Origin of the sequence: Streptomyces lancefieldiae, from assembly GCF_031845825.1 — a bacterium.
GTDB classification, from domain to species: domain Bacteria; phylum Actinomycetota; class Actinomycetes; order Streptomycetales; family Streptomycetaceae; genus Streptomyces; species Streptomyces lancefieldiae.
Window position 1 is genome coordinate 59457 of record NZ_JAVRFH010000032.1, and the last position, 20612, is coordinate 80068.

A 20612-nucleotide genomic window follows, 5' to 3' on the forward strand; every position below is an offset into this window, starting at 1 on the left:
TGATCAACCAGGGGTCGATCAGAAGTCCATGTCACCGCCCGGCATGCCGCCCGGAGCACCGGCCGCGGCGGCCTTCTCCGGCTTGTCGGCGATGACGGCCTCGGTGGTGAGGAACAGCGCGGCGATGGAGGCGGCGTTCTGCAGGGCAGAGCGGGTCACCTTCGCCGGGTCGATGATGCCCTCGGCGATCATGTCGACGTACTCGCCGGTCGCGGCGTTCAGACCGTGGCCGACCTGGAGGTTGCGGACCTTCTCCACGACGACGCCGCCCTCGAGACCACCGTTGACGGCGATCTGCTTCAGCGGGGCCTCCAGGGCGAGCTTCACGGCGTTGGCGCCGGTCGCCTCGTCACCCGTGAGCTCCAGCTTCTCGAAGACCTGGGAGGCCTGGAGCAGGGCCACGCCACCACCGGCGACGATGCCCTCCTCGACGGCCGCCTTCGCGTTGCGAACGGCGTCCTCGATGCGGTGCTTGCGCTCCTTGAGCTCGACCTCGGTGGCGGCACCGGCCTTGATGACGGCCACGCCGCCGGCCAGCTTCGCCAGACGCTCCTGGAGCTTCTCGCGGTCGTAGTCCGAGTCGCTGTTCTCGATCTCGGCGCGGATCTGGTTGACGCGGCCCTGGACCTGGTCGGCCGAGCCGGCGCCGTCCACGATCGTGGTCTCGTCCTTGGTGATGACGACCTTGCGCGCCTTGCCCAGCAGGTCGAGCGTGGCGTTCTCCAGCTTGAGGCCGACCTCCTCGGAGATGACCTCGCCGCCCGTGAGGATGGCGATGTCGCCGAGCATGGCCTTGCGGCGGTCGCCGAAGCCCGGGGCCTTGACGGCGACGGACTTGAAGGTGCCGCGGATCTTGTTGACGACCAGGGTCGACAGGGCCTCGCCCTCGACGTCCTCGGCGATGATCAGCAGCGGCTTGCCCGACTGCATGACCTTCTCCAGGAGCGGCAGCAGGTCCTTGACGTTGCCGATCTTGGAGTTGGCGATCAGGATGTACGGGTCGTCGAGCGACGCCTCCATACGCTCCATGTCGGTGGCGAAGTACGCCGAGATGTAGCCCTTGTCGAAGCGCATACCCTCGGTGAGCTCCAGCTCCAGACCGAAGGTCTGGGACTCCTCGACGGTGATGACGCCTTCCTTGCCGACCTTGTCCATGGCCTCGGCGATGAGCTCGCCGATCTGGGTGTCGGCGGCGGAGATGGAGGCCGTGGAGGCGATCTGCTCCTTGGTCTCGACATCCTTGGCCTGCTCGAGCAGGGCGGCGGAGACGGCCTCGACGGCCTTCTCGATGCCGCGCTTGAGGGCCATCGGGTTGGCGCCGGCCGCGACGTTGCGCAGGCCTTCCTTGACCAGGGCCTGGGCCAGGACGGTCGCGGTGGTCGTACCGTCACCGGCGACGTCGTCCGTCTTCTTGGCGACTTCCTTGACCAGCTCGGCGCCGATCTTCTCGTACGGGTCCTCGAGCTCGATCTCCTTGGCGATGGAGACACCATCGTTGGTGATCGTGGGGGCGCCCCACTTCTTCTCGAGGACGACGTTGCGGCCCTTGGGGCCGAGCGTCACCTTGACGGCGTCCGCGAGCTGGTTCATGCCGCGCTCGAGGCCGCGCCGCGCCTCCTCGTCGAACGCGATGATCTTGGCCATGTGAAGTGGTCCCTCCAGGACTGGGGGTGATTCCTTCGGACCGCGCCCGCGCCCGCGACGGACGGCTCGCCTGCCTCGTGGTTCCTTCCCCACCCGGCCTGCGGGCCTCACCGACCCGGTCCTTCGTTGTCACTCTCACCTTCAGAGTGCTAACGCCAATGATTAGCACTCGCCCCGTCCGAGTGCAAGGTGCGCCCGCGAAGCGGGCTCGTTGAGGGGTGGTGGTCGGGTGACGGGTGGGCACAAGGTGCGCCCGCGAAGCGGGCTCGTTGAGGGGCGGTGGTCGGGTGACGGGTGGGCGCAAGCGCCTCCCGGGGATCAGCGGGGGCGCTCAGCCACCCGCGAACGCCGGGGGTGCCGGGTCCGGGCAGGCCGAAGGGCCCGTACCCCGGGAGGTACGGGCCCTTCGGAGAAGACCGCTCGCCTGCTGTCGGCCGCGCGTCTCAGGCGCTGAGGCGAACCATGTCGGCCTGCGGGCCCTTCTGACCCTGCGAGATCTCGAACTCGACCCGCTGGCCTTCTTCGAGGGTGCGGTAGCCGTCCATCTGAATCGCGCTGTAGTGGACGAAAACATCCGCACCACCGTCGACCGCGATGAAGCCGTACCCCTTCTCCGCGTTGAACCACTTGACGGTGCCCTGAGCCATGCCTAACTCCCCTATTACTGGCCCTTGCACAGATCCGCACTTCGCGGACCCGGGTCAGACCTCACCCCCCACGACTGGGGGCGTGCGCCGGAACGCGTCGACCGCGGCTGAATGTATCTGTCCAACTGCCCTCTGCAACAGGTCAATCGGACGAGAAATCTGGACGCACCCGGTCGGGAATATGGCGAGAATTCGCCTGAATTCGTGTCAAGTCGGGGTACACAAAGGGAACAAAAGCCGCGAAATACGCCCACACTTTGGCTACAACTGTTCGGACGGGCGGCAGGAATTCAGGGCTCCCGATCACGCGGTCAGGGGCGCGTTCCCCAACTCTACCGCGCTCAATCACATGGAATTGCCCTCTCCGCTTCTCTTACGGAGAGGGCAATGCGCGCCACGAGGCGTATCAGCCGCCGGCGACCGCCGGGATGATGGAGACGCCCGCGCCGTCCGGGGTCGCGGTCTGAAGGCCCTGCTCGAAGCGGACGTCGTCGTCGTTGACGTAGACGTTGACGAACCGGCGCAGCTTGCCCTGGTCGTCCAGGACGCGGGCGGCGATGCCGGTGTGGTTCTTCTCCAGGTCGGAGATGACCTCCCCGAGGGTCGCGCCCTCGGCGGCGACCTCGGCCCTGCCGCCGGTGTAGGTGCGCAGGATGGTCGGGATGCGGACGGTCACGCTCATGCGAGGCCAGCCTCTCGGAAGGAGTCCAGGTTCGGGCGGATGGTGGCGGTGAGGCCGGTGCCGGCCACCGCGTCGAGGGTCTTGAGGCCGTCCCCGGTGTTGAGGACGACCGTGGTGAGCGAGGGGTCCAGCACGCCGTTCTCGATCAGCTTCCTCGTGACGCCGACCGTCACCCCGCCCGCCGTCTCGGCGAAGATGCCCTCGGTGCGCGCGAGCAGCTTGATGGCGTCGACGACCTGCTCGTCCGTCACGTCCTCCACGGCACCGCCGGTGCGGCGCGCGATGTCGAGGACGTACGGGCCGTCGGCCGGGTTGCCGATCGCGAGGGACTTGGCGATGGTGTTCGGCTTCTGGGGGCGTACGACGTCGTGGCCCGCCTTGTAGGCGGTGGACACCGGCGAGCAGCCCTCGGCCTGGGCGCCGAAGATCTTGTACGGCTTGTCCTCGACCAGGCCCAGCCCGATCAGCTCCTGCAGCCCCTTGTCGATCTTCGTGAGCTGCGAGCCGGAGGCGATCGGGACGACGATCTGGTCGGGCAGCCGCCAGCCGAGCTGCTCGCAGATCTCGTACGCGAGGGTCTTTGAACCCTCCGCGTAGTACGGGCGCAGGTTGACGTTGACGAAGCCCCAGCCCTCGCCGGCCGGGTCGCCGATCAGCTCGGAGCAGAAGCGGTTCACGTCGTCGTAGTTGCCCTCGATGCCGACGAGCTCACCGCCGTAGACGGCGGCCATGACGACCTTGCCCTGCTCCAGGTCGTGCGGGATGAACACGCAGGAGCGGAAGCCGGCCCGGGCGGCGGCGGCGCCGACGGCACCGGCGAGGTTGCCGGTGGAGGAGCAGGAGAGGGTGGTGAAGCCGAAGGCGCGGGCGGCCTCGATGGCCTGGGCGACGACACGGTCCTTGAAGGAGTGCGTCGGGTTGCCGGAGTCGTCCTTGACGTACAGGCCGCCGGTGACGCCGAGCTCGCGGGCCAGGTTGTCGGCCTTGACCAGCTTGGTCCAGCCGGGGTTGATGTTCGGCTTGTCGGCGACGTCCGCGGGGACGGGCAGCAGCGGCGCGTAACGCCAGATGTTCGCGGGGCCCGCTTCGATGCGCTGCCGCAGTTCCTCGGTGTCGTAGGCCGAGAAGTCGTAGGCGATCTCCAGCGGGCCGAAACACTCCTCGCAGGCGAAGACCGGGCCGAGCGGTACGCGGTGACCGCATTCCCGGCAGGAGAGCGCCGTGGCGGGCCCCAGGTCGACAGGGGAGGCGGGGGAAGCGGTGGGGGTGGCGTCGTCGGTGTCGGTGGTGCTCTCGACGGTCTGCACAGCCATGTGAGGCGAGGCCCTTTCTCCTCATCTTCCTCACGACGCATCTCGCCGTGAGACGGATTTGGCACCTTCCCTAGTCGGGAGCCTCGCCACGTCCGTGTGACAAGAACCGACTGGAGGGTTGCCGGGGCTTCATCGGGCCGTATCCCTCTGCCCCTCTGGATGAGCGGTATGTGGTTGTTTTTCGGTTGTGCGCGCGGCGACCCCGGCATGCGGGGGTCCTCCGCGTTGTTCAAGACTGTAACCGAAGGCCAGGACACTTGAGATAGTCGTCCGTACCGCGAGATGGATCACAAAGGAGCCACCGACCGTGCTGGAAGAAGTCGAGCGCTGGCTGAACGCACGCTCCTGGTCCGCCGCGGACCGGCCGATCCAGCGGATCCTGAGTGCCAAGCACGCCACGGGACAGTCGGTCAGCGTGGTGCTCCCCGCCCTCGACGAGGAGGCGACGGTCGGCGACATCGTCACGGTGATCCGCCGGGACCTGATGGGCCGGATCCCGCTCGTCGACGAGATCGTGGTCGTGGACTCCGGGTCGACCGACCGCACGTCGGCGGTGGCCGCGGCGGCGGGCGCGCGCGTCGTGCACCGCGACGCGATCCTCCCGCGCATACCGGCCGTGCCCGGCAAGGGCGAGGTGCTGTGGCGCTCGCTGCTGGTCACCCGCGGCGACATCGTCTGCTTCGTCGACGCCGACCTGCGCGACTTCCGCGCCGACTTCGTCTCCGGGATCGTGGGCCCGCTGCTCACCGAGCCCGACGTGCAGCTGGTCAAGGCCATGTACGACCGCCCGCTCACGGTGTCCGACGGGCCGGCCCGCGGCACGGACGCGGCCGGGCAGGGCGGCCGGGTCACGGAACTGATGGCCCGCCCGCTGCTCAACATGCACTGGCCCCGGCTGGCCGGCTTCGTCCAGCCGCTCGGCGGCGAGTACGCGGCCCGCCGCTCCCTCCTCGAACAGCTCCCCTTCCCCGTCGGCTACGGCGTCGAGCTCGGCATGCTGGTCGACGCCCTGCACCTGGTGGGCCTGGACGCCCTCGCGCAGGTCGACGTCGGTGTGCGCCGGCACCGGCACCAGGACGGCCAGGCCCTGGGCCGCATGTCCGCCGCGATCTACCGCACCGCACAGCTCCGGCTGGCCCGCGGCCATCTGGTCCGGCCCTCCCTCACCCAGTTCGAACGGGGCGCCGACGGCTTCGAGCCGCGCACCTACTCCGTGGACACCGAGGAACGGCCGCCGATGGCGGAGATCGCGGAGTACGCGGCGCGCAGGGTGGCGTGACCGGATCTCCACCCGAGGTGCGCGCGGGAACGTTTGAGGTTTACGGGGCCGGGCTAGGTTGAGGCGTATGGCTTCAAGCTTCGGTGCTGCTCAGGTGCTGGTCGCCTCCAACCGGGGACCGGTCTCGTACGAGGTGCGTCAGGACGGTTCGCTGCACGCCAAACGGGGCGGTGGCGGGCTGGTCTCCGGACTGTCGGCCATCGGGCCGGACGCGGGCGCGCTGTGGGTGTGCTCCGCGCTGGGCGACGGCGACCGGGAGGCGGTGCGGCGCGGGGTCGGCGAGGACGGCGTACGGATGCTGGACGTGCCGGCCGACGTGCACGCGGACGCGTACAACGGGATCGCCAACTCGGTGCTGTGGTTCGTGCACCACATGCTGTACCAGACGCCCGTGGAGCCCGTCTTCGACGGGGAGTTCCGGCGGCAGTGGGCGTCCTACGAGGCGTACAACCGGGCCTTCGCCGAGGCGCTGGCCGAGGAGGCCGCCGAGGGGGCGGTCGCGATCGTGCAGGACTACCACCTCACGCTGGTGCCGGGGATGCTGCGGGAGCTGCGGCCCGACCTGCGGATCGGGCACTTCTCGCACACGCCGTGGGCGCCGGTCGACTACTTCCGGATGCTGCCGGACGACATCGCCGAGCAGGTGCTGCGCGGGATGCTCGGCGCCGACCGGCTCGGGTTCCTCACCCGGCGGTGGGCCGACGCGTTCACCGCCTGCTGCGAGGCGCTGGTGGGCGGCCTCGGCGGCACGGAGATCGGCGTGCACGGGCTCGGCGCGGACGCGGACTTCCTGCGGAAGCGGTCGCACGAGGCCGACGTGGACGAGCGGATGGCGGCGCTGCGGGCGGAGATCGGCGAGGGACGCCGGACGATCGTGCGGGTGGACCGGACCGAGCTGTCCAAGAACATCGTGCGGGGGCTGCTGGCGTACCGGGAGCTGCTGGCCGGGCGGCCCGAGTGGCGCGAACGGGTCGTGCACGTCGCGTTCGCCTACCCCTCGCGGCAGGACCTCGCCGTGTACCGGGACTACACCGCCGAGGTGCGGCGGGTGGCGCAGGAGATCAACGCGGAGTTCGGGACGGCGGGCTGGACGCCGGTCGTGCTGCACGTGAAGGACGACTTCGCGCGGTCGCTGGCGGCGTACCGGCTGGCCGACGTGGCGCTCGTCAATCCCATCCGGGACGGGATGAACCTGGTCGCCAAGGAGGTGCCGGTCGTCTCCGACGAGGGATGCGTGCTGGTGCTGTCGCGGGAGGCGGGGGCGTACGAGGAGCTGGGCGAGGACGCGGTGGTGGTGAATCCGTACGACGTGTCGGGGACGGCGGAGGCGTTGCACGAGGCGTTGTCGGTGGGGGCCGGGGAGCGGGCGGAGCGGTCGAAGCGGTTGGCCGCGGCGGGGACGGCGTTGCCTCCGGCGCGGTGGTTCCTGGAGCAGTTGGACGCGCTGAGGTCCTGATCTCCGGGTGACCGTCGGTGCCTCCCGGGCCGTTCAGGCACTGGGGGAGGCACGCGGGCCCGCGGGCCGGGTCAGGCGATGTGGGTCGTCAAGGCGCGCAGGAGGTTCACCACGCCCGGTGGGCCGTCGACGACCAGGTCGGCTCGTTCGCTGAGGTCCGTCACCTCGTCGCTGCCGCTGCAGACCAGGAGGCCGGGGGTGCCCTGCGCGCGGAGTTCGTCGACCGCCGCGTAGGCGGGGAGGTCGCCGAGGTCGTCGCCGGCGTAGAGGACGGATGCGGCGCCGGTGTCCCGGACGTACTCGCGCAGCGCGGCGCCCTTGTCCATGCCGGGTGGGCGCAGTTCCAGGACCATGCGGCCCGGTTCGACGATCAGGCCGTGGCGGGAGGCCAGGTCGGCGAGGGGGGCGCGCAGGGCCTCGAAGGCGGCCTGGGGGTCGGGGGCGCGGCGGGTGTGGACGGCGACCGCGTGGCCCTTCTCCTCGATCCACGTGCCCGTACCCGCCCCGGACCGCTCCAGCAGTCCCGGCAGCTCGGCGCGGACGGCGGCGACGCCGGGGTGCGGCTCGGGGGTGGTGAGGGCGCCGGTGGCGGCGTCCCAGCGCTCGGCGCCGTAGTGGCCGAGGACGACGAGGTGTTCCAGGCCGGGGGCGTCCGCGAAGCCCCCGTGGCGGACCGCGACCTCGGCCGGGCGGCCGGTGATCACGGCGACGGAGGCGACCTCGGGGGCGAGGGCCGCGAGGGCGGGCACCGCGTCCGGGTGGGCGCGGGCCTGGTCGGGGTCCGGCACGATCGGCGCGAGCGTGCCGTCGAAGTCGAGCGCGATCACCGCGCGGCCGGGGCGGGCGAGCAGGGCGTCGAGCCCTTCGCGTCCGGCCCGGGTCGCGGGCGTCGGCAGGCGGTCCGGCGAGTCGTCTCGGGTGGAGTCCTGGTGGCTGCCCATACCGCGAACCTATCCCGCCGGAGCGGAACGCAACCTCAGCGTTCCGCGCGGCGCGACTCCCGGACCCGGCGCAGCCGGTTGACCGTCACCGGGTCGGCGGCCAGGGCGCGGGGGTCGTCCAGAAGGGCGTTGAGGAGCTGGTAGTAGCGGACGGGGGCCAGGCCCAGCTCCTCGCGGATCGCGCGCTCCTTGGCGCCGGGGCCGGGAAAGCCACGGCGTTCCAGCGCGAGGATGTCGCGCTCCCTCTGTCCCAGGTCCATGTACGGCACCGTAACGCCGGGCACCGACACCCGGCCGCCGCCGCGTTCTACTCCGCGCTGCCCGCCCGCATCGCCGTCGCCTGGATCTGGCCGAGGACGGCGGAGGGGCTGGCGCCGGGGGCGACCGCCTGGCCGATGAGCTTCTTGACGTCCGCGCTGACCGAGGCCCAGGAGGTCTTGCCGACCGGGTAGAGCTCGGAGAGCAGCAGTTCGTCCAGGAACGGCTGGAGGTCCTTGTCCTCCGCCGCCCCGCTCATGACCTGGGACGCGGAGGTGGTCACCGGCAGCAGGTCGTACCGGCGGGAGAAGTCGAGGACGTTCTCGTCGCTGTAGACGAAGTCGAGGAAGTCGCCGATCTCGTCCTGGTGGCCGTTCTTCTTGAAGGCCGTCATCCAGTCGGTGACGCCGAGCGTGTTCTTGCTCTCGCCGTCGATGCCGGGGGTCGTCACCATGCCGTACTTCACGCCCTTGTCGGACGCCGCCTTCATCAGCGAGGGGTGCCCGTTGAGCATGCCGACGTCGCCGTTCGCGAAGGCGGCGAAGGCGTCGGCCCGGTTGAGCTTGCCGGGTGCGACCGGGCCGGTGAGGCCCTTGCCGACCAGTTCGTCCCGGAGCCAGGTGAAGGTGGTGACGTTCTGCGGCGAGTCGACGGCGTAGGTGCCGACGTCGTCGGTGTAGCCGCCCCCGCCGCTGAGCATCCACTGCATCGTCTCGGCCTGTGCCTCCTCGGCGCCCAGCGGCAGCGCGTAGGGGTACTTCACTCCCTTGTCCTTGAGGGCCTCGGCGGCCTCGGCGAGGTCGTCCCAGCTCTTGGGTGGCTTGACGCCGGCCTTGTCGAAGAGGGTCTTGTTGTAGAACAGCACGCGCGTGGAGGCCGCGAAGGGCAGCCCGTACTGCACGCCGTTGACCTGGCCGGCGCCGGCCAGCTGGGAGACGAAGTCGGCCTGGACCGGGATGGAGAGCACGTCGTCGGCCCGGTAGAGCAGGTCCTCGTCCGCGTAGTCGGAGTAGGCGCCGATCTGCGCCATGTCGGGCGCCTCGCCGGCGTCGACCATCTCGCGGACCTTGCGGTCGACGTCGTTCCAGGAGTAGACGGTGACGTCCACCCGCACGTCGGGGTGCTTGGCCTCGTAGGCCTTGGCCAGCTCGTCCCAGTAGTGCTGGGAGCTGTTGGCCTTGGTGTCGCCGTAGTCGGCGGCGACCAGCTTCAGTGTCACCTCGCCGGAGTCGCCGGTGAGCCCGCAGCCGCCGAGGACCGCCGTCATGCCCAGTGCGGACACCACCGCGATCATTCCTGTCCTACGCCGCTGCACCGTAACTACCCCACCCTGCCGACGACACGTCGTTCACTGTCCGTTTAACGGATTAAGGTCTACACCACGGCAGTGGACTAGACCTCTCCCGGGTCAACGGGCCACACTGTCCCCGTGAGACATGTCATCGCCCTCGATGTGGGCGGCACCGGGATGAAGGCCGCCCTGGCGGGGCCTGGGGGCGAGCTGCTGCACCAGGCCCGCCGGGCCACCGGCCGGGACCGCGGGCCCGAGGCGGTCGTCGCGGGCATCCTGGACTTCGCCGCCGAACTGCGCGCCTACGGCGCCGACCGGTTCGGCGAGCCCGCCCGCGCCGCCGGTGTCGCCGTCCCCGGCATCATCGACGAGGAGCACGGCACCGCCGTGTACGCGGCCAACCTCGGCTGGCGCGACGTGCCGCTGCGGGCACTGCTCGGCGAGCGGCTCGGCGGCATCCCGGTCGCCCTCGGCCACGACGTGCGCACCGGCGGGCTCGCCGAGGGCCGGATCGGGGCCGGCAAGGGCGCCGACCGGTTCCTCTTCGTGCCGCTGGGCACCGGCATCGCGGGCGCCATCGGCATCGACGGCCGGGTGGAGTCGGGCGCCCACGGCTTCGCGGGCGAGATCGGCCACATCGTCGTACGCCCCGGCGGCACCCCGTGTCCGTGCGGGCAGCGCGGGTGTCTGGAGCGGTTCGCGTCCGCGTCGGCGGTCAGCGAGGCGTGGGCCGAGGCCTGCGGCGACCCGGACGCGGACGCCGCCGACTGCGCCAAGGCCGTCGAATCGGGTGACGCCCGGGCCCTCGCCGTGTGGCAGGACGCGGTGGACGCGCTCGCCGACGGGCTGGTCACCGCGCTCACTCTGCTGGACCCGCGCGTCCTGATCATCGGTGGCGGCCTCGCCGAGGCCGGGGAAACCTTGTTCACACCGCTGCGGGACGCCGTCCGGCGCCGCGTCACCTTCCAGAAGCTGCCGGAACTCGTCCCCGCCGCGCTGGGGGACACCGCCGGCTGTCTGGGTGCCGGGCTGCTCGCCTGGGACCTGCTCAGCGCCACTCCTACGACCGCGACTCCCCCGGAGGTAACCACCTGATGGCCCCAAGCAAGGTTCTCGCCGGTGCCCGGGTGGTACTGCCCACCGGGACCGTGGACGACGGCCGCGTGATCGTCGACGGCACGCGGATCGCGGACACGGCGCCCCCCGGGGCCGACGTCCTCGACGTGTCGGGCCACTGGGTGGTCCCCGGCTTCGTCGACCTCCACAACCACGGCGGCGGCGGCGCCTCCTTCACCGGCGGCACCGCCGAGGACGTCCTCAAGGGCGTCCACACCCACCGCCTGCACGGCACCACCACGGTGGTCGCCTCCGCCGTCACCGGCGACCTGGACTTCCTCGCCCGGCACGCCGGGATGCTCGCCGAGCTGGCCCAGCAGGGCGACGTCGCCGGCATCCACTTCGAGGGGCCGTTCATCTCCCCGTGCCGCAAGGGCGCGCACGACGAGCAGCTGCTGCGCGACCCCGACCCGGCCGAGGTCCGCAAGCTGATCGACGCCGCGCACGGGCACGCGAAGATGATGACGCTGGCCACCGAGCTGCCGGGCGGCCTGGACTCCGTACGGCTGCTCACCGAGCACGGCGTGATCGCGGCGGTCGGGCACACCGACGCGACGTACGAGCAGACGCTCCAGGCCATCGACGCGGGCGCCACGGTCGCCACGCACCTCTTCAACGCGATGCCGCCGGTCGGCCACCGCGCCCCCGGCCCGATCACGGCGCTGCTGGAGGACGAGCGGATCACCGTCGAACTGATCAACGACGGTACGCACCTGCACCCGGCCGCGCTCCAGCTCGCCTTCCACCACGCGGGCGCCGCCCGGGTCGCCTTCATCACCGACGCGATGGACGCGGCCGGCTTCGGCGACGGCCGCTACCTGCTCGGCCCGCTGGAGGTCGAGGTCACCGACGGCGTGGCCCGGCTGGTGGAGGGCGGCTCGATCGCCGGCTCCACGCTGACCCTGGACCGCGCCTTCAAGCGGGCGGTGACGGTGGACGGGCTGTCCGTCGAGGACGTCGTCGCCGCGATCTCCGCCAACCCGGCCCGGCTGCTCGGCATGGCCGACCGGATCGGCTCGCTGGAACCCGGCAAGGACGCCGACCTGGTGATCCTGGACGAGGGCTTCGACCTGGTGGGCGTGATGCGCCGGGGCGAATGGGTGGTCGATCCCCAACTGGGCTGATCCGTCCCCGACTCCGCTCCCGGGCCGTCCCACGGTGGCCGATCCGGGGGCTGGGCCGACCGCCGACTGTTTGGCATGATCGTGTCCCCGGAAATCATCTCCGGGGAGGGCTCTCGGAACACGTCACGTCCGGGAGCACAGACGGACACGGGCAATCGGGGGAGGTCGGCGCCGGTGATCCTCACGGTCACGCTGAACACCGCTGTCGACATCACCTACCGCGTCCCGCACCTCCGGCCCCACGCCTCCCACCGGGTCACCGAGGTCACCGAGCGCCCCGGCGGCAAGGGGCTGAACGTGGCCCGCGTGCTGGCGGCCCTCGGCCACGAGGTGACGGTCACCGGCTTCGCGGGCGGCGCCACCGGGGACGTCGTGCGCGCGGGGCTCGCCGGCGTGCGCGGGGTGACCGACGCGCTGGTCCCGGCCGCGGGGGCGACCCGGCGCACCCTCGCCGTCGTCGACGAGCGCACCGGCGACACCACCCAGCTCAACGAACCCGGCCCGGCCGTCGCACCCGCCGAGTGGAACGCCTTCCAGGAGGCGTACGAGGGCCTGCTCCCCGGCGCCGCCGCGGTGGCCCTGTGCGGCAGCCTGCCGCCGGGCGTGCCGGTGGGCGCGTACGCCGGGCTGGTGCGCACCGCTCGGGCGGCGGGCGTGCCGGTGCTGCTGGACACCAGCGGGGAGCCGCTGCGGCGGGGGGTGGCCGCCCGCCCCGACATCATCAAGCCGAACGCCGACGAGCTGGCCGAGCTGACCGGCTCGCACGAGCCGCTGCGGGCCACCCAGGCGGCCCGGCGGCGCGGCGCCCGCTCCGTGGTGGCCTCGCTGGGCGCCGAGGGGCTGCTCGCGGTGACCCCGGAGGGCCGCTGGCGCGCCGCCCCGGCCGCCCACGTCCACGGCAACCCGACCGGCGCGGGCGACTCGGCGGTCGCGGGCCTGCTCTCCGGCCTGGTCGAGCACCTGCCCTGGCCGGACCGCCTGGCCCGCGCGGTCGCCCTGTCCGCGGCGACGGTGCTGGCGCCGGTGGCGGGCGAGTTCGACCGGGGGGCGTACGAGGAGCTGCTCGGCCGCGGGGTCGCGGTGACGGCGGAGGCCGACGCGGCGTGAGCGCTGCCGGCCGGCCGTGAGCACCGCTGCCCGGCCGTGAGCGCTACTCCTTGACCTGGCCCTTCTTCAGGGAGAACTGGTCCAGCAGGACGTTGCACTTGTCGCCGTCGTTGCAGGAGAGCGAGATGGTGTTGGTGCCCTTGTTGAGGGTGGGCCAGGCGTAGGTCTTGGTCCAGCCCTTGGCGAAGTCGCCGTCCTCGGCGCCGGTGAAGTTGCCCAGGTTCAGCTTGCTGCCGAACTCCTTGCCGTTGACCGTCAGGGTCATCGACTGGTCCTCGCCGGCCGCGCTGTACCCGGCGAAGAGGGTGTAGAGGCCGTCCTCGGGGATGCCGTTCACGGTCCAGGTGACCGAGGCGCCGGGCTGGTTGAGATTCGCCACGTAGACGCCGCCGTCGGACCGGGCTCCCTTGATGTCCGAGGCCGTCGCCACACCGGGCGACAGCCGCAGCGCCTTGGCGTCGATCGTCGGGAGCTCCGCCTCTTCCTCGGCCTTGTCGCTGGCCGAGGGGCTGGGCCCGGCGCTCTCGGACTGGGTGGGGGCGGTGGTGCCGCCGGCCTCGTTGCCGCCCTTGTCGTCGTCCGAGTCCGAGCTGGTCATGGCCACGGCGATGCCGACGACGACCGCGGCGACGACCGCGACCGCGCCGATCAGCAGGCCCTTGGTGTTGGGGCCGCGGCGCCCGCCGCCGCCTCCGTGCCCGGACTGCTGCGGGGCCGTGGGAGCACCGCCGCCGGGGAACGTCTCCGGCGCGGCGTAGTGCGCGTTCGGCTGCCCGTAGGCACCCTGCTGCTGGGGGGCGGCCTGGCCGTAGGCGGCGTTCGGGGCGGGCTGGCCCTGCGGTGCCCCGTACTGCCGTGTGCCGACGGGACGCACCCGGTTGACGGAGTTCGGGTAGCCGTAGCCACCGGACGGCGGCTGGGCCCCGTTGGCCTGCCCGTCGGCGTACAGGTAGCCGAAGGGGTCGTCGTCCTCGGGCGTGCTCGCGCCGTTGTTGCCGGGCGTCATCCCTAGGTCTCCTAACCAGGTGCGGTGCGTGTGCGGTATGGATGGTGAGAGGGCGAGCCTACCCGCTCCGACTGACCCGAACGGGTGACTCGGACCGCTTCAGCCCGCTGACCTGCGGTTCAGCCCGCACGGCGGTGCTGTTTGGGACGAGATCGTTTCTCGACGTACATCCGTTCGTCCGCCGACTTCAGGACTTCGTCCGCCGTCATGCCGCAGTGGGCCCACCCGATGCCGAAGCTGGCGCCCACGCGGACGGCCCGGCCCTCGGCCCGGATCGGCTGGATGATCTCGTTGCGCAGCCGGACGGCGAGGTCCTGGGCGTCGGCCCGGCCGAGCCCGTTGGCGAGGATCACGAACTCGTCGCCGCCGAGCCGGGCCACCGTGTCGCCGTCGCGCACGCCGCCGCTGAGCCGGCGGGCGACCTCGATGAGCACGGCGTCACCGGCGTTGTGCCCGAACCGGTCGTTGATCGACTTGAAGCCGTCCAGGTCGCAGAAGAGGACCGCGAGCCCCTTGGTGCCGTCGTCCGGGCCGTCCTCGGGGGCGACGGCGTGCACATGGTGGTCGAAGGCGCCGTACGGCTCGGTGGCCGCGCCGAAGTCGAAGGTGTGCCCCCCGGAGTCGAACACGGCGGAGTGCCCGTAGGCCGCGTCCATGGCGTCGGCCACGGCCGCGTGGGAGGACTGCGGGCGCTGGCACAGCCGGGCGGCCAGGCGGGAGCGCAGCTCGGCGGAGTTCGGCAGTCCGGTGAGGGAGTCGTGGGAGGCGCGGTGGGCGAGCTGGAGCTCGCGGCGCTTGCGCTCCTCTATGTCCTCGACGTGGGTGAGCAGGAAGCGGGGCCCGTCGGCGGCGTCGGCGACGACGCTGTTGCGCAGGGAGACCCAGACGTACGTGCCGTCGCGGCGGCCCAGGCGCAGCTCGGCCCGGCCGCCCTCGGCGGAGGTCCGCAGCAGGGTGCCGATGTCCTCGGGGTGGACGAGGTCGGAGAAGGCGTAGCGGCGCATCGCGGAGGCCGGGCGGCCGAGCAGACGGCACAGCGCGTCATTGGTGCGCAGGATCCGGCCGTGCTGGTCGCCGCCCATCTCGGCGATGGCCATGCCGGAGGGGGCGTACTCGAAGGCCTGCCGGAAGCTTTCCTCACTGGCCCTGAGCGCCTGCTGGTCGCGCTCCAGGCGGACCAGGGCGCGCTGCATGTTGGAGCGGAGCCGGGCGTTGCTGATCGCGATGGCGGCCTGGAACGCGTACATCTGCAAAGCCTCGCGGCCCCAGGCGCCGGGGCGGCGGCCGTTGCGCGGCCGGTCCACGGACAGGACGCCGATCAGCTCGCCGCTGGCGCCGCCGCCCTGCGGGCCGGGCGCGTACATCGGGGCGAAGAGCCGGTCCGAGGGGTGCCACTCGTCCTCGAAGCGGGGCGCGGGACCGTCGGTGTACCACTGCGGGACGTCGTCGTCGTCGAGGACCCAGCCCTCGGTGTGGGGTATGAAGATCAGGTCGCCCCACTGCTCGCCCATGCCCAGGCGCCGGTCCCAGGACTCGCGGGAGCCCGCCCGGCCGGTGATCAGCGCCTCGGCGGCCTGGTTGCCGGAGAACGCGGCGACGACGAGGTCGCCGTCGGGGCGGACCAGGTTGACGCACGCCAGTTCGTACCCGAGGGCCTGGACGACGCCGTCGGCGACGGCCTGCAGGGTGTCCGCCAGGCTGCGGGCCTTGTTCATGTCGGCCATGGCCTGGTGCAGCTGCCGCAGGGACGCAAGACGGACGTAGGGCTCCGACTCGGTCTCCATGCTCGCCCTCCCCCCGAGACCTCGCAGCGAATCAAGGGTTCTCTTCGGCGCCTTTACTGATGGTGCCCTTGCAGGTTCCCCGCCACTGAATCACAGCGCGCTGCCCACTCGGTACACAGGGTCAACAATTGTCGCTCCTTGTGACTCAAGTCACAGCAAAAGATGAACAATTGAGTGGTGGTTCCGTGTTTCCCCGGTGCGTTTACCGAAAGCAAATCCTGTAGGCATGCGCACGGCTCGTCCCGTGGTCCTAGGTCCCGGTTCGGGTGCCGGTTCGGTCCGGGGTCCGATGCCGCCCCGGCGGGCCGACGATTAGCGTGGCGGGGTGCCGAACACCGCGTCCCCCACGTCTCCCACGTCCCCCGCGTCCCCCGCGCTCCCGTCGCAGTCGCCCGCCGCCGGGCATGCTGAGGGGGTGAGCAACGACGAGTTCCGTGCCGCGATGTCCCGGCTGGCCTCGGGAGTGGTCCTGGTGACCGCGCAGGAGCCGCCGCTCGACCCGGACGACCCGCTGGCGCCGCGCGGCGAGGACGTCGGGATGACGGCCACGGCGTTCGTGTCGGTCTCCCTGGACCCGCCGCTGGTCCTGGTCAGCCTGCGCGAGGGCTCCCGCATGGACGACCTCCTCGACGAACAGCCCCTGTGGGCGGTCTCCGTCCTGTCCGAGAGCCAGCGTCACATCGCCGGCCGCTTCGCGATGAAGGGCCGGGTCAGCGACCGGCTCCTCTTCGAGGACATCCCCTACACGCGGGGCGAGGCGTCCGGGGCGCCACTGGTGGGCGGGGCCCTGGCCACCCTGGAGTGCCGCACCGAGCAGCACGTGCCGGCCGGGGACCACACCCTGGTGATCGGCCGCGTGCTCACCGCCCGGGTGCCGAGCGCGGACGGCAAGCCGCTGGCGTACTTCCGGGGGCGGTACCGGCAGTTGGGGTGAGCCGGAATTCGCTCGCCCGTCGCCGTACCGCCTGCTTAGGGTGCGCGCATGACGACCAGTCCCGCACTCCGCCTCGAAGAGATCACTCCCGCGAACTTCGAGGCCGCCACCGGTATACGGGTGCGCCCCGAGCAGGAATTCGCCGTCGCCCCGGTGGTGAAGTCCCTGGCCGAGGCCTACGTCCACGCCGACGTCGCCTGGCCCCGCCTGATCGTCGACGGCGACCGGCCCGTCGGCTTCCTCATGGCCTTCTTCGACATCGACTGGTACGAGGACGGCAGCGTCCGGCGCTCCGGCCTGTGGCGGCTGAACATCGCGGCCGAGGAGCAGGGCAAGGGCTACGGCCGCTTCGCCGTGGAGTCGATGGCCCGGGAGGTCCGCCGCCGCGGCGGCAAGGAGTGCTACGTGACGTGGCATCCGGGCCCGAACGGCCCCGAGGGCTTCTACCTGGGCCTGGGCTTCCGGCCCAACGGGGAGACGAGCGAGGGCGAGACGGTGGGCGTGCTGGCGCTGGACTGAACGCGCCGCACGAGGGGCGCGGGGAACCGCGCGCCCAGCCGCCACGGACCTGCGGGGACACTCGTCGGACGCCCCGGGACCGCTGGTCGGTCAGTCCCACTCCCGCGCGGAGCGCCCCCGCTTGGTCTCCGAGCGCTGCTTCTTCTCCCGCAGCCGGCGTTCGTTGATGCCGCGCGGGATGCGGGTCGGCCTGCGGGGCCTGGGCGGGGGCGCGGTGGCCTCGGCGAGCAGGGCGGCGAGACGTACGGCGGCGGCCTCGCGGTTGCGCCACTGGGAGCGGTGCTCGGAGGCGCGGACGGTGACGACCCCGTCGGTCAGGCGGGAGGCCAGCCGCTCCAGCGCCCGCCGCTTCCACACCTCGGGCAGGGCTTCGGTCCTCGCCAGGTCGAAGCGGAGCTCCACCGCCGTGTCCGTGGTGTTGACGTGCTGTCCGCCGGGTCCCGAGGAGCGCGAGAAACGCCAGACGAGCTCGGCCTCGGGCAGGGAGACGGAGCCGCGGATGACATGGGGACCGGACATGCCGTCCATGTTCCCGTCCCCGTGCGGTCCACGTCACCCGAATATCCTCGGTCCCGTTCTCGGTAAAGAAAGTAAAGGGAGCTGGAACCTTGCGCACCCCTCTCGTCGTTCATGGGGGTAGCTGTAGCTTTCTTGCCGTACGTAAACGAGGGAAGGGACTCCCAACAATGGCTGTAAGCCTGTCCAAGGGTGGCAACGTCTCGCTCACCAAGGAGGCTCCGGGCCTGACCGAAGTCACCGTGGGCCTCGGCTGGGACGTCCGTACCACCACCGGCACCGACTTCGACCTCGACGCCTCCGCGATCGCGGTCAACACGCAGGGCAAGGTTTACTCCGACGCCCACTTCGTCTTCTTCAACAACAAGCAGACGCCGGACAACACGATCGTCCACACCGGTGACAACCGCACCGGCGAGGGCGCCGGCGACGACGAGGCGATCAACGTCAACCTGGCCGGCCTCCCGGCCGACATCGACAAGATCGTCTTCCCGGTCTCGATCTACGACGCCGAGAACCGTTCGCAGAACTTCGGCCAGGTGCGCAACGCCTACATCCGCATCCTCAACCAGGCCGGCGGCGCCGAGATCGCCCGCTACGACCTGTCCGAGGACGCGGCCACCGAGACCGCGATGGTCTTCGGCGAGCTCTACCGCAACGGCGCCGAGTGGAAGTTCCGCGCCGTCGGCCAGGGCTACGCCTCGGGCCTGGTGGGCATCGCCCAGGACTTCGGCGTGAACGTCTGACGTCCACCCGCCCGTTCGTCGCGTACGAAGGCCTCCCGGTCGCGCCGGGGGGCCTTCGGCGTTCAGGGCAGCAGCCGTTGCTCCTTGGCCACCGCGACCGCGCCCGCGCGGGTGTCGACGCCCAGCTTGTCGTAGATGCGGCGCAGATGGGTCTTCACGGTGGCCTCGCTGATGAACAGGGCGCGGGCGATCTCCCGGTTGCCGAGCCCCGTGGCGAGCTGGGCCAGGATGTCGTGCTCGCGGTCGGTGAGGGTGGGGCGCGGGCTGCGCAGGTTGGCCATGACCCGGCTGGCGACCGGCCCGGACAGCGCGGTGCGGCCCTGGGCGGCGGCGTGGATGGCGGCGAACAGTTCCTCGGGGCGTTCGGCCTTCAGCAGGTACCCGGTCGCGCCGGCCTCGATGGCGCGGGTGATGTCGGCGTCGGTGTCGTACGTGGTCAGGACCAGGACGTGCGGCGCCCTCCCGGGACCTGCTGCCGCGGATGCGGATGCGGATGCGGTGGCGGTGGCGGTCAGGCGGCGGGTGGTCTCCACGCCGTCGATGCCCTCGCCGAGCTGGAGGTCCATCAGCACCACGTCCGGCGCCAGCCGCGCGGCGAGCGCGAGCGCCTCCTCGCCGGTGCCCGCCTCGCCGACCACCTCGATGCCGGGGGCGCTGTCGAGCAGGGCGAGCAGCCCGGCCCGTACGACGACGTGGTCGTCGCAGACCAGGATGCGCACGGGGGCCGGGCGGGAGCCGACCGGGTCGGTCGGGTCGGTCGGGTCGGTCGGGTCGGTCATCGGGGTGCCTCCGGGGAATCGGCCGGGTGGGTCATCGGGTCGTCTCCGACGGGTCGGCCGGATCGGCCGGGGGTGCGGCCAAGGGGACCGCGGCGGACAGGACGGTGCCCTCGCCGGGGGCGGACTCGACGGTGAGGGTGCCGCCGAGCTGGCGCAGCCGGGCGCGCATGGCGGGCAGGCCGTGGCCGCGCGTCCCGGCGGGGGCGTCGGGGAGGGCGGCCGGGGCGAAGCCGTGCCCGTCGTCGGTGACGTCCAGGACGACCTGGTCGTCGAGGAGGGTCAGGGTGAGCGCGGCGGTGGACGCCCCCGCGTGTTCCCGGACGTTGGCCAGGGCGCCCTGGGCGATGCGCAGCAGCGCCGACTGGACGCGGTCGGGCAGCGGCGGGACGCGGGCACCGCCGTCGACGTGGACGCGCACGGTGAGGTCGTCGCCGGACTCCCGCGCGGCCAGGGCGCGCAGCGCCGCCTCCAGACCGCCGCCGCCCGCGAGGTCGGCCGGGGCGAGGTCGTGGACGAAGCGGCGGGCCTCGGCGAGGTTGTGCTCGGCGACGGACGCGGCGCCCCGGACGTGGGTGCGGGCCTTGCCCGGGTCGAGGTCCCAGACCCGCTCGGCCGCCTGGAGCAGCATCCGCTGGCTGGACAGGCCCTGGGCGAGGGTGTCGTGGATCTCCATGGACAGCCGCTGGCGTTCGGCGAGGGTGCCCTCGCGGCGCTCGGAGGCGGCGAGTTCGCGGCGGGTGCGGATCAGGTCGTCGATGAGGGCGCGCTGGCGGGCCGCCTGCCGTTCGGTGTGCAGGAACACGGCCGCCGCGATGGCGGCGACGGCGGGCGGGGCCAGCAGCAGGTTCGGGTCGAAGCGCCCGGCGAGCCGGACCTGCGCGGCGACGACGAACACCGTCAGGACGGTGACCAGCACGAGCGCCGCCCGGGCCGGCAGGGTGCGCAGGCCGGTGTAGAAGAGGGGTACCGCGCACCAGGCGAAGCTGGGCGCGAGGACGACCAGCACCATCCACACCACGACGACCAGACCCAGCCAGGCCAGGCGCCGCCGGGTGGGCCGCGTCCCCGGGCCGCTCAGCACGGGCCCGAGCACGTGCAGTACCGCGAGCGTGAGGGACAGGGCGATGATCCACGGCGTCCGGGGCTCGCCCGGGTGGCGCAGCAGGAAGCGGGCCAGGGCACCGCCGAGCAGCAGGAAGAACGCCGCGTGCATGACGGCGCCGAGCCACCGGGAGTCCGGGTCGTACGGCTTCGGCATCCGCGCGCGCCTCCTTGTCACCGTTGTGTCCTTCCGCGCTGAGCTGCGCTTTCCCTCGGCTTTCCCCCCATGGTGGCCCCTTGGGACGGCCCGCGGGTCAGCCGATCGGACGACCCGGCCGTCATCCGTTCCGTCGCCGACGAGCAGCCGGAACGGCGACCGTGTGCCCCGGGAGCCGGACGGAGAGTGGGGAGCAGACGGACGGAAGCGGC

General features: G+C 72.1%; 20 protein-coding genes and 1 riboswitch. Of the genes, 8 read left to right on the plus strand and 12 right to left on the minus strand.

The genetic code is table 11. The annotated features are described in order from the left end of the window. Window positions 1-18: 18 nt before the first annotated feature. From groL to thrC, 4 genes are all read right to left on the minus strand, one after another. Complete coding sequence (gene groL / locus RM812_RS26865; RefSeq protein ID WP_311577154.1) at window positions 19-1644, minus strand: chaperonin GroEL; 1626 nt, start codon at window positions 1642-1644, stop codon at window positions 19-21. 443 nt (window positions 1645-2087) lie between these two features. Continuing rightward, a complete protein-coding gene (locus RM812_RS26870; protein WP_004929928.1) occupies window positions 2088-2291 on the minus strand; it encodes a cold-shock protein in 204 nt (67 codons plus the stop codon). Between the two features lie 406 nt (window positions 2292-2697). Next, on the minus strand, window positions 2698-2973 hold the full coding sequence (locus tag RM812_RS26875) for a MoaD/ThiS family protein (protein WP_311577204.1): 276 nt from the start codon (window positions 2971-2973) through the stop codon (window positions 2698-2700). Next, window positions 2970-4286, minus strand: coding sequence for a threonine synthase (gene thrC, locus RM812_RS26880; RefSeq protein ID WP_311577207.1), 1317 nt, complete (start codon window positions 4284-4286; stop codon window positions 2970-2972). Before thrC ends, RM812_RS26875 begins: the two co-directional genes overlap by 4 nt. 18 nt (window positions 4287-4304) lie before the next feature. After that, window positions 4305-4452: riboswitch (SAM riboswitch) on the minus strand. 141 nt (window positions 4453-4593) lie between these two features. Here thrC and RM812_RS26885 point away from each other — a divergent pair. Both RM812_RS26885 and RM812_RS26890 read left to right on the plus strand, forming a co-directional pair. Then, on the plus strand, window positions 4594-5565 hold the full coding sequence (locus RM812_RS26885; RefSeq protein ID WP_311577210.1) for a glucosyl-3-phosphoglycerate synthase: 972 nt from the start codon (window positions 4594-4596) through the stop codon (window positions 5563-5565). 67 nt (window positions 5566-5632) lie between these two features. After that, entirely contained in the window at window positions 5633-7021 is a 1389-nt protein-coding gene (locus tag RM812_RS26890; protein WP_311577213.1) for an alpha,alpha-trehalose-phosphate synthase (UDP-forming), read from the plus strand. Window positions 7022-7092: 71 nt separating this feature from the next. Here the strand turns inward: RM812_RS26890 and otsB are convergent, their stop codons facing one another. From otsB to RM812_RS26905, 3 genes are read right to left on the minus strand one after another with little or no spacing between them, the layout of a single operon-like run. Further along, entirely contained in the window at window positions 7093-7962 is an 870-nt protein-coding gene (gene otsB / locus RM812_RS26895) for a trehalose-phosphatase (protein WP_311577216.1), read from the minus strand. A 35-nt stretch (window positions 7963-7997) separates the two neighbouring features. After that, the gene (locus tag RM812_RS26900) at window positions 7998-8222 is read right to left on the minus strand and encodes a DUF3263 domain-containing protein (protein WP_311577219.1); all 225 of its coding nucleotides are present in this window, start codon (window positions 8220-8222) and stop codon (window positions 7998-8000) included. Between the two features lie 47 nt (window positions 8223-8269). Continuing rightward, on the minus strand, window positions 8270-9535 hold the full coding sequence (locus tag RM812_RS26905) for an ABC transporter substrate-binding protein (protein WP_449657848.1): 1266 nt from the start codon (window positions 9533-9535) through the stop codon (window positions 8270-8272). A 153-nt stretch (window positions 9536-9688) separates the two neighbouring features. Between RM812_RS26905 and RM812_RS26910 the strand changes: the two genes are divergently transcribed. The 3 genes from RM812_RS26910 to RM812_RS26920 all read left to right on the plus strand — a co-directional run bounded on the left by RM812_RS26910 (window position 9689) and on the right by RM812_RS26920 (window position 12858). Further along, complete coding sequence (locus RM812_RS26910) at window positions 9689-10606, plus strand: ROK family protein (RefSeq protein WP_311577290.1); 918 nt, start codon at window positions 9689-9691, stop codon at window positions 10604-10606. Then, entirely contained in the window at window positions 10606-11751 is a 1146-nt protein-coding gene (gene nagA, locus RM812_RS26915) for an N-acetylglucosamine-6-phosphate deacetylase (RefSeq protein ID WP_311577225.1), read from the plus strand. The genes RM812_RS26910 and nagA overlap by 1 nt, the downstream gene beginning before the upstream one ends. 174 nt (window positions 11752-11925) lie before the next feature. Continuing rightward, window positions 11926-12858, plus strand: a complete 933-nt coding sequence (locus tag RM812_RS26920) for a 1-phosphofructokinase family hexose kinase (protein ID WP_311577227.1) — start codon at window positions 11926-11928, stop codon at window positions 12856-12858. 43 nt (window positions 12859-12901) lie between these two features. Here the strand turns inward: RM812_RS26920 and RM812_RS26925 are convergent, their stop codons facing one another. Both RM812_RS26925 and cdgB read right to left on the minus strand, forming a co-directional pair. Beyond that, window positions 12902-13864 (minus strand): carbohydrate-binding protein, encoded by a 963-nt coding sequence (locus RM812_RS26925; protein WP_311577230.1) that lies wholly within the window; start codon window positions 13862-13864, stop codon window positions 12902-12904. Window positions 13865-13983: 119 nt separating this feature from the next. Then, the gene (cdgB, locus tag RM812_RS26930; RefSeq protein ID WP_311577233.1) at window positions 13984-15648 is read right to left on the minus strand and encodes a diguanylate cyclase CdgB; all 1665 of its coding nucleotides are present in this window, start codon (window positions 15646-15648) and stop codon (window positions 13984-13986) included. A 442-nt stretch (window positions 15649-16090) separates the two neighbouring features. Between cdgB and RM812_RS26935 the strand changes: the two genes are divergently transcribed. Beyond that, window positions 16091-16582, plus strand: a complete 492-nt coding sequence (locus tag RM812_RS26935) for a flavin reductase family protein (RefSeq protein ID WP_311577293.1) — start codon at window positions 16091-16093, stop codon at window positions 16580-16582. A 48-nt stretch (window positions 16583-16630) separates the two neighbouring features. Continuing rightward, complete coding sequence (locus RM812_RS26940; protein WP_311577235.1) at window positions 16631-17101, plus strand: GNAT family N-acetyltransferase; 471 nt, start codon at window positions 16631-16633, stop codon at window positions 17099-17101. 90 nt (window positions 17102-17191) lie between these two features. Here RM812_RS26940 and arfB read toward each other — a convergent pair whose 3' ends face one another. After that, window positions 17192-17629 carry an alternative ribosome rescue aminoacyl-tRNA hydrolase ArfB gene (arfB, locus tag RM812_RS26945; RefSeq protein WP_311577238.1) on the minus strand — a complete coding sequence of 146 codons (438 nt, stop codon included), beginning with the start codon at window positions 17627-17629 and terminating at the stop codon, window positions 17192-17194. 158 nt (window positions 17630-17787) lie between these two features. Between arfB and RM812_RS26950 the strand changes: the two genes are divergently transcribed. Then, on the plus strand, window positions 17788-18363 hold the full coding sequence (locus RM812_RS26950) for a TerD family protein (RefSeq protein ID WP_311577241.1): 576 nt from the start codon (window positions 17788-17790) through the stop codon (window positions 18361-18363). A 62-nt stretch (window positions 18364-18425) separates the two neighbouring features. On the opposite strand, the gene RM812_RS26955 is transcribed toward RM812_RS26950, so the two are convergent. Both RM812_RS26955 and RM812_RS26960 read right to left on the minus strand, forming a co-directional pair. Beyond that, the gene (locus RM812_RS26955) at window positions 18426-19142 is read right to left on the minus strand and encodes a response regulator transcription factor (RefSeq protein WP_311577244.1); all 717 of its coding nucleotides are present in this window, start codon (window positions 19140-19142) and stop codon (window positions 18426-18428) included. 31 nt (window positions 19143-19173) lie between these two features. Next, on the minus strand, window positions 19174-20400 hold the full coding sequence (locus RM812_RS26960) for a sensor histidine kinase (protein WP_311577247.1): 1227 nt from the start codon (window positions 20398-20400) through the stop codon (window positions 19174-19176). Window positions 20401-20612 lie beyond the last annotated feature (212 nt).